Raw genomic sequence first — 13,391 nt, 5'->3', positions numbered from 1 at the left:
GCTTTATCGGGCCGAGAGGGATGCCGACGACGATGGACGGATGCGCCGACTGCTCGCGATGCTGTGTGCCGGGGTGTTGGCTCTCGCATGCGCGCCCACAGCCGGTGCCGTCGATCCGCCCTGGTTCGCCTCCTCGGTGGGCAACGCCACCCAGGTGATCTCCGTTGTCGGAGTGGGCGGTTCGAAGGCAAAGATGGATGTCTGGCAACGTGGGCCGGCGGGGTGGCAACCGGTCGGTGCCGGGATCCCGGCCAACGTCGGCTCCAACGGCATGGCCCCGCAGACCCATGACGGCGAAATGAAGACGCCCATGGGCATTTTCACCCTCGACTTCGCCTTCGGCACCGCCCCGAATCCGGGTGGCGGGCTGCAGTACGTCCAGGTGACGCCCGACCACTGGTGGGACGGGGACATGAAGAGCCCCACCTACAACACCATGCAGGTGTGCAAGAAGGCGCAGTGCCCGTTCAACACCGATCCGGCCAGCGGCACCGAGAACCTCGACATCACGGCCTATAAACACGCTGTGGTGATGGGCGTCAACAAGGCGCGGGTGCCCGGCAACGGTGGTGCGTTCTTCGTGCACACCACCGATGGCGGGCCCACCGCCGGTTGTGTGGCGATCGACGACGCCACGCTCGTCAAGATCATGCAGTGGCTACGGCCAGGCGCGCTGATCGCCGTCGCGCAATAGCTCAAAGATTCAGGGCGGCACCGGGTTCCAGCTTGAAGTTGAGCCCCTCCAGCGAGAGAGTGGCGTCGTAGGTGCGGTCGTAGCCGGTGGCGCTGATCTTCCAGCCGTCAGCGGTGCGGCGGTAGCGGTCTTGATAGAACGCCGACCCGAACAACATGAAGTTCATACTCGCGACGATCACCCGGTCCTGCAGGTACCAGGTGGCGGTGGCCTCGTCGCCGTCGACCACGATCTCAGGGTGCGCGACGCGGTGCTCGGTGATGACCTCCGGGCCCAACGAGGCCTTCATGTACTCCACCAGCGAATCGCGCTCGGTGAAGTGCAGGGTCTGGCCCATGGACTGTCCGTAGTCGCCCGCGACGTCCTCGGTGAGGGTGTCGGCGAACTCGTCCCAGTGCTTGGTGTCGAGCGCACGCAGGTACCGGTATTTGACTTGCTTGATGTCGTCGATGTCACCCATGCACGACATTGGAGCACACCTCCGGCGGGCGCAATACCTTCTGTGTCCACTGTGGCGAACGTGCAGGCTTTCGCGGCAGCGAAGCGGTGTTCGGCGACAGAAGCTGCACACTCGCCCCAGGGGCTGAAGCGGTTTGCCGGTCGACTGATTCAGCCGCGGAGTTCGGTGACCATCGTGGTGGCTATGTACCCGCTGAGTGTTGCTGAGCTGGTCAAAGGCGCACCGGCGGAACGCGCTTGGCCCGGCGGCTGCGGAGTGTCGAAAGGCCGCGGAGCCGCGCGGCGGCTATCGTGGCGTGCGTTATGAGCGGCCCGTTGGGGTTGTCGATCGGGACCACCAACTTGGTTGCGGCGCGAGTCGGCAATCAACCTGTCAGCCGGCGTTCGGTGTTGACCTTGTCGACAGACCGGACGCCGCAGGTCGGCATGCCTGAATCCGGTCCCGGTGTCACGCTCAGTGGATTTGTGGAGCGGGTCGGCGACCCGGTGCCCTTGGTGGCGCCCGACGGTGCGTCCTATCCCGCCGACACCCTGCTGGTCGAGGCCCTCGATGCGATGGTCGAGCTGGTCGGCGGACCCTCCGAACAGCTGGCGGTCGCGGTGCCTGCTCACTGGGGCGCACCGACCTTGCGGGCCCTGCGCAACGCGCTCCGGCACAATCCCAGCCTGTCGCACGATGGGCGGCCGCCCCGGCTCATCCCGGATGCCGTTGCCTCGCTCGCGGCGCTGCGCGCCAACCCGGGCCTGCCGTCCAACGGCGTGGTGGCACTGCTGGATTTCGGCGGCGGCGGCACCAGCATCACGCTGGCCGACGCCACGTCGGCTTTCGAGCCGATCGACGAGACCACCCGCTATCCCGATTTCTCCGGTGATCAGATCGATCAGGCCCTGCTGACCCATGTACTCGACGGTGTCGCCCAGGCCGGCGGTATCGATCCGGCCGGAACCGCCGCGGTCGGCTCCCTGGCCCGGCTGCGTGAGGAATGCCGTCAGGCCAAGGAACGACTGTCGGCAGAGACCGCGACCGACCTGGTGGTCGAGCTACCCGGATATTCGGCCACGGTGCGGGTGACCCGCACCGAACTCGAGGGGCTGATGCAGGCGCCGCTCGCCGGTGCGTTGGATGCGCTGGAAAAGGCGTTGGAACGCAACGGGATCAGCTGGCCGGCAGTCTCGGCAGTGGTGACCATCGGCGGCGGGGCCAGTATTCCCCTTGTTACCCAAAGGCTTTCGGAACATTCGCAGGCGCAGGTCGTGACGACACCGCAACCGGCGCTGGATGCCGCGATCGGGGCCGCGTTGTCCGCCGCCTACTCCGCCGATGCCGATGCGCAGACCGGCGTGGCCCCCACCCTCGGCGTGGCGGCAGTCCCGCCGGCCGGAATGCCTTCCGGCGCAGAGGGTTCTGAGGGTTCATCCACCTTCCGTGCACTGGCCTGGTCGGAGGATGAGGCGGGCGACGACGTGGTGCCCTACACCGGACCCGATTTGGTGGAGTCCTACGGCACTGAGACCTCGGCGCGTCCGGCTGTGCAGTACGTGCCCCCAACGGGTCCCATCGAACAACCGCGTGGCGGGTGGGAGCGGTTGCCGTTGACGGTTTTCGCCGTGGCCGCCGCGCTGGTCCTGGTCGCCATCGGTGGTGTGACGTATGCGTTGACCAGCGCGACGGGTACCGCGCCGAGTTCAGAGGTCAAGCCACCCGAGCCCAAGCCGTTGCCTCCGCAGGAGGTGGCACCGAGCCCCGTCGCGCCGCCGCCGGTCGAGCCGCCGCCGGCCCCCGAGCCTGTGACGCAGGCCCCTGAACCGCCGCCGGTCACGGTGACTCAGGCGCCACCACCGCCGGTGACGGAGACGCACGTCGTCACGCAGACGACGACGCCTCCGCCCGTCACGACCACCACCACGACCACGACGACGACAACCACAACGCCGCCGACCACAACGACCACGACGACGCCGACCACGACCACCACGACGACGAACCCGATGACGACTACGTATGTCACCGTGCCGTTCGTTCCGGTGCCCATTCCGATCCAGGTGCCGAACCGCGGCGAGACGCAGCAACCCCAGTACCCGCAACAGCCGCAGTACCCCTACCAGCAGCAGCCTCAGTATCCGTACCAGCCGTATCCGTGACGCCCGTGGTGCTGCCGGTTCATTACTGAGCGGTATTTGGCAAAGGTTGGAGCGGCGGATCGCCTGCCTGCCCTTTTTCGCTCATTCTGCCTTGCTGCGACCTGGTTCGTTGCGCGCGAAAAGCGTTGTGCGCATTGTCAATACAATGAACTGACGGCGGCGTAACGTCTCGGGCCATGGTGGGAATGGGTGGGGCCAACCAGTTCTCCGGCATCGACCTCAATGCCGCGACGGCGGACGTCACCTGGGCGTACGACGTGCTGTCGGATGAGCCCGTCACGCTCAACCCGGTGTGGTGGCCGAATTCCATTGCTGCGTCCATCTTTCTGACGAATCTGCTCGGCGGCGTCGAGATCAAGGGCGATGCCCCGAACGACATCCTGGTCAACGTCGGCGCCATGCTGGCCGGCGCCCTCATCGACGTCACCCCGACCGGAGGCTCCTACTACCTGACCGCTGTACCGAACGCGCCGGGCAGGCAGATGCCACGCCGGAAATCGCTGCACCGCTGAGTCTTACAACCTCGAAGTCCGAGGCCCCAAGGCCGGCGAGAACGCCGAGGGTGACACGAGTCGTGGCGGGAAGGCTGCGGCGAAGGGTTCGGCCGCCGGCGACGACTGAGTGCGGGGTTCGGCAATACGCTGCCCGGAGCGTGGTTCGGCTGTACCTTCTCGGTCAAAACCGGGAGGAAAGATGAAGCACATTCATACCGTCGCCGTGGTTGCCGTCGCCGTCGTCGCCGCAGGTGTGTTGGCGGGCCCGGCTGCGGCAACTCCCGCCGAGGGTGACGTCGTGCGCACCGATCTCGGCAAAGGCACCACCACCGCGCCGATCTGGGTCGTCACGGCGGGGCAGCCGACCACCTTGCACGTACAGGGCCTGCTGCTCAAACCCGGGGCCGGCAGCGGTTGGCACACCCATCCCGGGCCGGAGCAGTCGGTGATCAACGAGGGCGCTGTGGTGGTGCGCAGCGCGGGCAATTGTGCGCCTGCGGTGTACACGGCGGGCCAGATGGTGGTGATCCCGGGCGGGGTGGCCCACCAGGTGACCAACGAGGCGGCCGACGATGCCGATGTAGTCGTGACCTACACGCTGCCCGCCGACGCTCCGGTGCGTGACGACGCGCCCGCCCAGTGTCCCTAGCTGGGGAAATGGTCTTGTAACCACGAAACTTTGGGTAGGGAGCGAGTATGTGGGTAAGAGTTCGGTTAAGGTTCTGCTGTGCCTGAGATGGATCGTCGCAGTGTGATGTTCATGATGGGTCTGGGGGTGGCAGCCGCAGCGCTGCCCGCCGGGACGGCCAACGCCGACCCGGCCGCACCTGGTCCCGCCGCGCCCGGAGCGCCTACCCCACCGGCTGCTACCGCGGCGTCACCGACCTTCCTGTTCCAGGATGAATTCAACGGTCCGGCCGGTTCCCCGCCGGACCCGGCGTGGTGGCACCTGGTGCCCGAGCGCGAGACCATCAAGAACCCGGTCGAGTGGGACAAGCCGTTCAACATGGGCCGCTACGTCACCGATACCGACCACGCGTTCCAGGATGGCAAGGGCAACCTGGTGATCCGCGCGACCCGCGGTCCGGGCACCACCGTCCAGGAGAAGTACGCCAGCGCCAAGGTCATCGGAAACTGGCGCGGCGGCATCGGCACCACGTGGGAAGCCCGGGTCAAGCTCAACTGCCTGACCGACGGTGCCTGGCCCGCGTTCTGGCTCCTCAACGACGATCCCGTCCGTGGCGGCGAGGTGGACCTGGTCGAGTGGTACGGCAACCGTGACTGGCCGTCGGGCAGCACTGTGCACGCCCGGTTGGACGGCGAGTCCTTCGCCACCAACCCGCATGCCATCGACAGCGGGTGGCACACCTGGCGGATGTCGTGGACGCCGCAGGGCATGTACTTCTGGAAGGACTATGCCCCGGGCATGGACCCCTTCTTCGAGGTCCCGGCGAACTCGCTGGACGACTGGCCCTTCAACGATCCCGGCTACACACTGGTGCCGGTGTTCAACATCGCAGTCGGCGGATCCGGCGGCCGCGATCCGAGCGGTGGCAACTACCCCGCCGAGATGCTGGTCGACTGGATTCGCGTCTTCCAGGGCTGACTTTTCCCTGCTTTGCCGCCGAAGCTACGGACAGACCGCAGTGCGGAGCTTTCCTGGTGGCGGCGGATTCAGCGCCGACGCAATCTGTTTGAGCGGCACCGCGGGGACGACCAGCGCTTCCCACGGAAAGCGCTCGCGGGTGCGGTCGAGAAACTCGACGGCCCGGTGCAGATGCCGGGGCTCGTAATTGTGCACGCCGGTGATGGTCAGCCATTGCCGCACAACGGTTTCCGGGTCCACCACCATCGGCGGCCCAGGGGTGACGGATCCGGCCAGTACCAGGGTGCCGCCGATGTCGAGGCGCGCCAACGCATCCGACACGGCCGCGCAAGACCCGGTGTAGTCGATCGCCACATCGACAGGCCCGCCGTCGGAGTCGCGGCCACCGAATTGCGGTACCGACGCCAGACGCTCGGCATCGAGGTCGATCACTTGCACGTCGGCGCCGGCGTCCGCGCAGGCCGCGACCGCGGTCAGCCCCAGCATGCCCGCCCCGCCGATGAGCACGCGCCGGCCGGCCAGTTCACCGGCGGCTTCCAGCGTGGCCATCACCGTCGCCGTCGCACACGCCGCCGGTGCGGCAACCGCATCGGGCAGGGTGTCGGGGACTGCGGCGATCGTGGTGCCACGCGGCAGAACCACATGGGCGGCATAGGAACCCGACAACGGCCAGTCCCCGTCGAACGGCTCATGGCCCACTTTGCGTACCGACAGGCATTTGGCGCTCAGCCCGGACCGGCAACGCGGGCACTCACCGCAGGCCACCGTCACGGACCAGATAACGCGTTGCCCGACTTGGGCATCTGCTTCCGGACCAGTGGCGATGACGTCGCCGACAGCCTCATGGCCGAGGACCGACGGACAGGCGGCGGGACGCCGGCCCGTGACAGTGTGCAGGTCGCTGCCGCACACCGTGGCCAGTCGCACCCGGACCAGCACCTCGCCCGCCCCGAGTTCGGGGACCGGGACCGTCCGCACGTCCATGCCGGAGCCGGTCCAGACGGCGGCCGACGTCACACGAGGCGTGATCGGATCCATCCGGACAACCTTTCGATGGCGTAGACGATGACGAAGATGACGATGACGATCGCGCCGGCGACATCGAAGTTCAGTGTGCGGATCGACTCGAACAGCAGATAGCCGACTCCGCCCGCACCGACGATGCCCAGGATCGTCGAGGTCCGCACATTGACGTCGAACATGTACAGGCTGGAACCGACCATCGCCGGCATGGCTTGCGGAATCACCGCGGAGAACAACATCTTCCACCAGCCGCCACCCACGGAACGAACGGCTTCCAGCGGCCCGGGATCGATCTCCTCGACGGCATCGGCGACCAATTTACCCAGGAATCCGATCGAGCCGATGGCCAACGCACAGGTACCGGCGATCGGGCCCAGTCCCAATGCGGCGACGAACACCACGGCCAGGATCAGTTCGGGTACCGCCCGCACCATCAGAATCCACGTCCGGGCCAACCAGTAGACCACCGGGTGGGGCGTGACATTGCGGGCAGCCAGGATTCCGACCGGGATCGACAGCACCACGCCGATGGCGGTGGACACTACGCCGATCGCCACGGTTTGCCAGGCGGCCGCGACCAATTCGCCTCCCAGCGCACCGAAGTTGGGCGGGATCATCCGGGTGAAGACCTCGATGGCTGGTCCGACCCATGTCACCAGGGACACCGGGTTGACCTTCAGCGCCACCAGGGCTGCGAGGCAGGTTGCGACCAGGGCACCGCTGAAGAAGAACCGGGCGGCGCGCTCGCGGGCGGGATTCGACTGCGCCGAATCCAACAGCATCCGCCGGATCAGGATGGACAGCAGCTCCATGGCGGCGATGATCGCCAGGATGACGCAGGCGATTCCGAGAGCGCGCGGATAGATCAAGCCGCGCAACGCATCCTGCAGTGCGAAACCGATTCCGCCGGCGCCGACGAAGCCCAGCACCACCGACATCCGGAGGTTGATGTCGATGCGGTAGATGAAGGTGGCGATCCAGGAGGGCACCACCTGAGGAACGACCGCGTTGAGCATCTCGCGGAGGTAGCCGACGCCGGTGCTGCGCACCGCCTCCCGCGGACCCGGATCGGTCTGCTCGATGGCGTCTGCGAATACCTTGCCGAGCATGCCGATGGAATGGATGGCCAGCGCGAGAATGCCGGGCAGTACCCCGATTCCGAGGGCCCGGACGAACAGCACGGCGAACAGCAGGTCGGGCATGGCGCGGCAGAATGTGATGATCGCCCGGGCGACCGCCTGGACGGCCGGGTGCGGGGTGGTGTTGCGGGCGGCCAGGAAGGCCAGCGGCACCGAGGCGATCGCTGCGAGCACGGTTCCCAGCACGGCCATCAACAGGGTCTCGATGGCCAGGCCGCCGATGCGCCCCGGATCGTCCAGCCGGGGCGGAATCATGCGCTCCAGCAGGGCCATCACTTCGTCGACACCGTCCAGCAGCGTGCCGGGGGCGAAGTCGATGTACCAGGCGGCGGCGATGGTGGCGAGCAGCGCGGCGACGGCGACCAGGTGCAGGAGGCCGGGCAGCGGCCTGCGCTCGGGCGTCGGGGCCGACGGGGTGGGCCGTTCGGCGAGTTCGGTGCTCACGATGGACGGGCCGCCGAACGGGCAGCGGGGTCGACGCGTTGGTAGATCTCCATGACGTCCTCGCGGCTCATGCCTACCGCGGGCCGGTCCAGGATCTTCTGTCCATTGCGCAGGCCGACCAAGCGATGCGCCCAGCCCAGCGCGAGGTCCACCTGGTGCAGCGTGCACACCACCGTCAGCTTCTCCTCGATGCACACCCGGAACAGCAGATCCATGACCACACCGGCATTTTCGGGATCCAGTGAAGCGACGGGTTCATCGGCCAGCAGCAGGCCGGGTTTCTGCATCAGAGTGCGGGCGATCGCGACGCGCTGCTGTTGCCCGCCGGAAAGCGTGTCGGCGCGACGCTCGGCGTAGTCGGCCAGACCGACCCGGTCCAGATAGGTCAGGGCTTCGGCGCGCAACGTCTTGGGATAGGTCAGCGCTCCGTAGCGGGGGAGCCGCAGCTGGCCGAGGCCGCCGATCAGGACGTTCTCCAGGCAGCTCAACCGCCCGACCAGATTGAAGTGCTGAAAGACGAACCCCACGTTGCGGCGCAGTGCACGCAACTGCTTACCGGAAGCCGTGTCGACATGGGTGCCGCCCACCTCGACGCTGCCCGAGGTGACGGGTTGCAGCCCGTTGAGGCAGCGCAGCAGGGTGGACTTGCCCGATCCGGACAGGCCGAGCAGCACCAGCATCTCGCTGCGCCGGACCTCAAGGCTCACCCGGTCCAGAGCCAGGGTGTCACCGAAGCGTTTCGTGACGTCTTTGGCGATGACGACGAGATCGTCGCCCGCGACGGGATGGTGGGGTCCGTTGGTGCTCAAGGTTTTCAGCCCTTGCACTTCTCGGAACCGGTGACGTCACAGACGTGGCGCACGCCGCTGTAGTCCGAATCCTCGACCGGGACGAATCCCCAGGCGCGCTCGTCGGTGATCCGGCAGGCGTCGCCCTGGCAGAAGCCTTCTGCCTCGAGGTTGGGCACGTTGACCTTGTCGGCGAAGAGAGTCTTGAGCTTGCCGATGGCCTCGCTACCCAGGGAGTCATTGGCGGCGAACACCGACCCGGCGATCATCTCCGACTTCCACACCGTCTTGAGCTGACCAGGTTTGAGGTCACCCTTGGCGATCATGGTCTTGTCCACCATGGTGTCGAACGCGAAGCCGGCGTCACAGTCACCGTTGGCGACCGCCAGGGCCGAGGAATCGTGGCCACCGGCGAAGATCGGGGACATCGCCTTTGACAAGTCGCCCTCGGAACCGGATTTGATCACTCCCGCCTCGATCAGCCCGGCGGTCGGATAGAGGAATCCCGACGTCGAACTGGGGTCCACGAAGCAGACCTTCTTGCCGGCAAAGTCCTTGAGGCCGTTGATGTTCGCCTCGTCCGCGCGGGTCAGACCATAGGACTGGTAGCCGGGCTTTGCACCCTGCTCCTGGATCACCGCGCCGACCGGAGTCGTCTTTGCCCCGTTGACACCGGCGACCACATAGGCGAAGGGGCCGAAGAAGGCCAGGTCGACGTTGTTGGCGATGATGCCCTCGACCACCCCGGCGTAGTCGGAGGCCTGTACGAACTCGACCTTGGCGCCGGTCTCCTTCTCCAGCAGCTTGATCAGCGGCTGGTAGCTGGCCTTGAGGTCGGTCGAGTTCTCAGCCGGAATCGCGGCCAGGGTGAGGGTTTCCGGGAAGCCCTGGGCGGTCTTGGCGTCGGAGTTGTCGGAACTGGAGCAGCCCGACAATAGGACCGCCGTACAGGCGGCTGCCACGGTCGCGATCCGGGCTGACGTACGAGAGGTACGGAACTTCATGGCGCGCGGGACCTTTCGGGGCGGGGACGTTTGACGGGCAGTGCGCTTGCGGGAGCGGAGAACTGCCCTGCCCCACACCCTGTGGGTTGGTCTATACCAACGGGTGCATCGAAGTTGGCGAGGAGGTTAACAACACGGCAAGTCTTGGTCTATACCAAAACTTGCTACGGTGAGCGGGTGGCGACAAGTGCCGAACCTCGGGTTCTCAAGCACCAGGTAGTGCGCGCGCAGCTGGAGCGATTGCTCGACGACCTGGAGGTCGGAGACTCGTTCCCGGCCGAGCGCGAGATCGCCGAGCGATTCGACGTCGCCCGCGAGACAGTCCGTCAGGCGTTGCGAGAGTTGTTGTTGGCCGGTCGCATCGAACGACGCGGCCGCACCACCGTCGTCGCGCGGCCCAAGATCCTGCAGCCTCTGTCCATGGGGTCCTACACCGAGGCCGCCAAGGAGCAGGGCCGCAGCGGTGGGCGCATCCTGGTCGGCTGGAGCGATCTGGTCGCCGAAGACATCCTGGCCGGGCAGCTTGCCATCGAAATCGGCGCACCCATCCTGCAATTGGAGCGGGTCCTGACTACCGATGGCATCCGGGTCGGGCTGGAGACCACCAAGCTGCCGGCCGCGCGATATCCGGGTCTGCGGGAAGCTTTCGACTACCGCAACTCGCTCTATGCCGAGATCCGCAGCCGTGGCGTTCATTTCGCGCGGACTGTCGACACCATCGATACCGCGCTGCCAGACTCGCGGGAATCCGCACTGCTCACTGTGGACAGTCGCACGCCGATGTTCCTGCTCAATCGAGTGTCCTACGACGAGGACGGGATCCCGATCGAGCAACGGCGCTCCCTGTATCGGGGTGACCGGATGACTTTCACCGCGGTGATGACTGCCTCGTAGAAGTCTCTTTACATCGCGATCGATCCCCGCCTGATCGGTGGACGCGCTCGCGGAGCGTGTCGACGCGCCGGCAGCTATGCGTTCAGCGGCCGACGCGGTAGGCCCGGGGTGACACCCCGACGCGACGCCTGAAGGCAGTGGAGAAGTGGCTCGGGGTCGTGAACCCCGCCATCGCACTGACTTCGGTGATGGTCCGCGCGGTGTTCTTCAGCAGGAATTTGGCGCGTTCGAACCGCCTGTCCAGCAGATACTGGTACGGGGTGGTGTGGAACGCGGCGCGGAATGCGGTGATGAAGACGGGCACTGGCATGTCCGCCTTCTGGGCAAGCGTTTCGAGCGTGATCGCCGAGTCGATGCTGTCCTCGAGGAACTCGATGATCTTCGCGCGGGCGGCCGAGTCCAGGGTGTCGGGCCTGCGATCGGTCACAGGTGGTGGGTCCACCCCACACACATCGGTGATCACCAACTTCAGGGTTTCACCCACGGACTCGGTGAGGAGTCGGGTGGGAGCGTCGTCGCGATCGGCGACGGCGTAGATGCGCTCGACCATCTGATGGATCAACGGGTTGCGGTGTTTGATGCGTGGAATCAGCGTCGTCGCCCCGAGCAGGTGCTCGGGGATGGCGATCTCGCAGTATTCGGCCGTGTCCCCTTCGACCAACGACGCGCATTTGTCACCCGCGGGGACCACCCAGATGTCTCCCACCCTCGGCACGCCCCGGCCCGAGGGGCCCCAGTCCAGGTCGGTCTCCATCGAGCGCAGTCTTCCGGCGCGGTGCACGTAGACCAGGTGTTGGGCGTCGTCGCGACAACACCAATCGGTCGCGGTGTGAATCTGCTCGGTGGCGAATCTGATGGACAAGCCACGGGTGGCCACGCGGGTCTCACCCAGCACGATGCGCCGGGTCAGGGGGCGATCGTCATTCCAGGGCTTCATCACCACACGGAAACCTCCTGCGCGATCTGCATATCCATCACTGCTGGGCAGCAGACTAGCGAGCGCAGGTGGGCGGGGTGATCGTTTCAATTCAAAAATTTGACCCGTACGCGATTGTTCGGCGGTGGTCATCGCCGAGAAGGGGTCGGGTGCCCATTTCTGAAGGACCTCTGACGCAATCTCTGAGCATCTTTCAGACCACGCAAGGAGCGACTTGCTTCTGTTGAGCACACCTCGCAGCGCATCACAGAAATTGCAGTGTCAGTGGGATCTTCGACACCGGCCCAGTTCGCGAAGGCGAACGATATCGGCCTACCGGACGACGGCCTGGCCGCGAGCGATGACGATTCGCGGCCAGGTCGATTGCGCCGGTGCTACTTGGTGTCCCCCGAACTGCTGGGGCCGGCCCCCTTATCGGCACCGGTCGACGGACTCGTTGACTTCTTCTCAGGCTTGGCGAATGCCTTCTTGACGTTTTCGCCAATCTTGTTGACGGTAGCCGAGATTCCGTCGCGGACATCGGAGGCCACTTTCGTGGCTGGCTTGTCGGCGTTGCCGAGAGTGCCGGTCTTGCCGGGAGTTGCGGCGAGGCTCTTACGCACGAGCGGAACCGATTCCTGTTTGGTGGTTTGGGATCCCGCGGCTTCGGTTGGTGCGGAATCGGCTGGGGCTGCGACGACATCAGTCGGCGAGGCCGCGTTGGCCTCCGCCTCGACGGGAGTCGCATTCGCCGGCAGAGTTACTGAGGTTGCGGTGGCAGGCACGGACGAAGCCGATGGCAGCGCGGTCGGCTCGGAAGTCGGGGCGACGAGCCGTGACAGCGCCCCGGTTGTTGCGGGATCCTCCCAACCCAGCGCTTTCGCAATTGTGAGCCGGCTCTTCAGTAGTGCTGCCGGAAAGCCGTCAGACCACCAGGGATCCCAGGGCTCCGCGTCAGGCGATCGGGGATGCGAGACAGTGAGAAGCCCTGAGTAGAGGCCGCCGTCTGGACTTGCATAGCCATTTAGGAGGGCGTCTGCGATCGTGGCGGGCATGGCGGCGAGCGCGTTGACTGCCCCAACGGGGTCCCCGCTTTTGAACGCGTCTACGACCGCTTGGGCACTCTCACCCGTCGCTAAGGTGGTTCCGGTCAGCGTGATGAGAGCGCCGAGACCAGCACTGACCACAGGGCCCGCGAACCCGGGGAGGGTAGCGACTACATTTGCGAAGTTCTGTGTGATGTCGGCGGGGATACTCAGGACGTTCAACATCGGGAACCCGATGCCCTGCACCAGGTTGAGAATGGCGCCGCTGAACGTTTGTGCAGCGCCCTGTATATCACCGGACATCAGCTGATTGGAGAACGTCTGAAGGGCCGTCGGCAGTTGGGTCGTCAGATAGTTGCTGAGGCCCGTCCCGGCCATTTGGAGCGCGGCGCCGTATGTCTGGGCGTAGCCCGACCAGTTGGCGACGATCTGCCCGAGGATCGGGGCGGGATTCTCGGCGATCAGATTTCCTAGCGCCAACATGTTCTCGGGTGTGTGCGTGAACAAGTCCGCCCATGCCGCGATGGGATCGACGGCGGCAGTAAGTTCCACCAAAGCTGTCGAAACTTGCGGTAGGGCGGCGTCGAAGTCAATCGGGGGAGGACTTATCGGCGTGACGGCGATGACGCTGGCGCCGACAAGGGCGACGCCTGCGGTTACGTAGGGTCGTAGAGCGAGACTCAACTCGGTCTCCTTCGGTTCAGATGAGGGGCGTCAGTTGTCACTGACGGGCCGAAAAATA

Annotated in this window: 13 protein-coding genes; 6 read left to right on the top strand and 7 right to left on the bottom strand. The window is 66.0% G+C overall.

Annotated elements, in window-relative coordinates:
- Positions 1-40 precede the first annotated feature (40 nt).
- Positions 41-694: a L,D-transpeptidase family protein gene (locus ACZY08_RS01975; protein WP_463742939.1), complete on the top strand. Its 654-nt coding sequence runs from the start codon at positions 41-43 to the stop codon at positions 692-694.
- A 1-nt stretch (position 695) separates the two neighbouring features.
- On the opposite strand, the gene ACZY08_RS01970 is transcribed toward ACZY08_RS01975, so the two are convergent.
- On the bottom strand, positions 696-1,154 hold the full coding sequence (locus tag ACZY08_RS01970) for a nuclear transport factor 2 family protein (protein ID WP_463742938.1): 459 nt from the start codon (positions 1,152-1,154) through the stop codon (positions 696-698).
- A 302-nt stretch (positions 1,155-1,456) separates the two neighbouring features.
- Between ACZY08_RS01970 and ACZY08_RS01965 the strand changes: the two genes are divergently transcribed.
- The 4 genes from ACZY08_RS01965 to ACZY08_RS01950 all read left to right on the top strand — a co-directional run bounded on the left by ACZY08_RS01965 (position 1,457) and on the right by ACZY08_RS01950 (position 5,395).
- Entirely contained in the window at positions 1,457-3,295 is a 1,839-nt protein-coding gene (locus tag ACZY08_RS01965; protein ID WP_463742937.1) for an Hsp70 family protein, read from the top strand.
- A 176-nt stretch (positions 3,296-3,471) separates the two neighbouring features.
- Complete coding sequence (locus ACZY08_RS01960) at positions 3,472-3,807, top strand: hypothetical protein (protein ID WP_463742936.1); 336 nt, start codon at positions 3,472-3,474, stop codon at positions 3,805-3,807.
- 181 nt (positions 3,808-3,988) lie between these two features.
- Positions 3,989-4,438, top strand: a complete 450-nt coding sequence (locus ACZY08_RS01955; protein ID WP_463742935.1) for a cupin domain-containing protein — start codon at positions 3,989-3,991, stop codon at positions 4,436-4,438.
- 87 nt (positions 4,439-4,525) lie between these two features.
- Complete coding sequence (locus ACZY08_RS01950) at positions 4,526-5,395, top strand: glycoside hydrolase family 16 protein (RefSeq protein WP_463744107.1); 870 nt, start codon at positions 4,526-4,528, stop codon at positions 5,393-5,395.
- 24 nt (positions 5,396-5,419) lie between these two features.
- On the opposite strand, the gene ACZY08_RS01945 is transcribed toward ACZY08_RS01950, so the two are convergent.
- Genes ACZY08_RS01945 through ACZY08_RS01930 form a run of 4 tightly spaced genes read right to left on the bottom strand, consistent with a single transcriptional unit; the run spans position 5,420 to position 9,793 of the window.
- Entirely contained in the window at positions 5,420-6,433 is a 1,014-nt protein-coding gene (locus ACZY08_RS01945; RefSeq protein WP_463742934.1) for a zinc-binding dehydrogenase, read from the bottom strand.
- Positions 6,409-8,001, bottom strand: coding sequence for a phosphonate ABC transporter, permease protein PhnE (gene phnE / locus ACZY08_RS01940; RefSeq protein WP_463742933.1), 1,593 nt, complete (start codon positions 7,999-8,001; stop codon positions 6,409-6,411). The genes ACZY08_RS01945 and phnE overlap by 25 nt, the downstream gene beginning before the upstream one ends.
- Entirely contained in the window at positions 7,998-8,810 is an 813-nt protein-coding gene (gene phnC / locus ACZY08_RS01935; RefSeq protein WP_463742932.1) for a phosphonate ABC transporter ATP-binding protein, read from the bottom strand. The genes phnE and phnC overlap by 4 nt, the downstream gene beginning before the upstream one ends.
- A 5-nt stretch (positions 8,811-8,815) precedes the next feature.
- Positions 8,816-9,793, bottom strand: a complete 978-nt coding sequence (locus tag ACZY08_RS01930; RefSeq protein WP_463742931.1) for a phosphate/phosphite/phosphonate ABC transporter substrate-binding protein — start codon at positions 9,791-9,793, stop codon at positions 8,816-8,818.
- 177 nt (positions 9,794-9,970) lie between these two features.
- On the opposite strand from ACZY08_RS01930, the gene ACZY08_RS01925 reads away from it, so the two are divergent.
- Complete coding sequence (locus tag ACZY08_RS01925) at positions 9,971-10,687, top strand: GntR family transcriptional regulator (protein WP_463742930.1); 717 nt, start codon at positions 9,971-9,973, stop codon at positions 10,685-10,687.
- Between the two features lie 82 nt (positions 10,688-10,769).
- Here ACZY08_RS01925 and ACZY08_RS01920 read toward each other — a convergent pair whose 3' ends face one another.
- Both ACZY08_RS01920 and ACZY08_RS01915 read right to left on the bottom strand, forming a co-directional pair.
- A complete protein-coding gene (locus ACZY08_RS01920; RefSeq protein WP_463742929.1) occupies positions 10,770-11,624 on the bottom strand; it encodes a helix-turn-helix transcriptional regulator in 855 nt (284 codons plus the stop codon).
- A gap of 374 nt (positions 11,625-11,998) precedes the next feature.
- Positions 11,999-13,333 (bottom strand): hypothetical protein, encoded by a 1,335-nt coding sequence (locus ACZY08_RS01915; RefSeq protein WP_463742928.1) that lies wholly within the window; start codon positions 13,331-13,333, stop codon positions 11,999-12,001.
- Positions 13,334-13,391 lie beyond the last annotated feature (58 nt).

It is taken from the genome of Mycobacterium sp. IDUB_9 (genome assembly GCF_055419505.1).
This window is presented reverse-complemented; position numbering and strand designations above follow the sequence as displayed.

Coding starts and splice junctions, on each gene's coding strand:
- ACZY08_RS01945 (WP_463742934.1), bottom strand. CDS start 6,433: ATGGATCCGATCACGCCTCGTGTGACGTCGGCCGCCGTCTGGACCGGC.
- ACZY08_RS01955 (WP_463742935.1), top strand. CDS start 3,989: ATGAAGCACATTCATACCGTCGCCGTGGTTGCCGTCGCCGTCGTCGCC.
- ACZY08_RS01975 (WP_463742939.1), top strand. CDS start 41: ATGCGCCGACTGCTCGCGATGCTGTGTGCCGGGGTGTTGGCTCTCGCA.
- ACZY08_RS01920 (WP_463742929.1), bottom strand. CDS start 11,624: ATGAAGCCCTGGAATGACGATCGCCCCCTGACCCGGCGCATCGTGCTG.
- ACZY08_RS01950 (WP_463744107.1), top strand. CDS start 4,526: ATGGATCGTCGCAGTGTGATGTTCATGATGGGTCTGGGGGTGGCAGCC.
- ACZY08_RS01930 (WP_463742931.1), bottom strand. CDS start 9,793: ATGAAGTTCCGTACCTCTCGTACGTCAGCCCGGATCGCGACCGTGGCA.
- ACZY08_RS01960 (WP_463742936.1), top strand. CDS start 3,472: ATGGTGGGAATGGGTGGGGCCAACCAGTTCTCCGGCATCGACCTCAAT.
- ACZY08_RS01970 (WP_463742938.1), bottom strand. CDS start 1,154: ATGGGTGACATCGACGACATCAAGCAAGTCAAATACCGGTACCTGCGT.
- ACZY08_RS01965 (WP_463742937.1), top strand. CDS start 1,457: ATGAGCGGCCCGTTGGGGTTGTCGATCGGGACCACCAACTTGGTTGCG.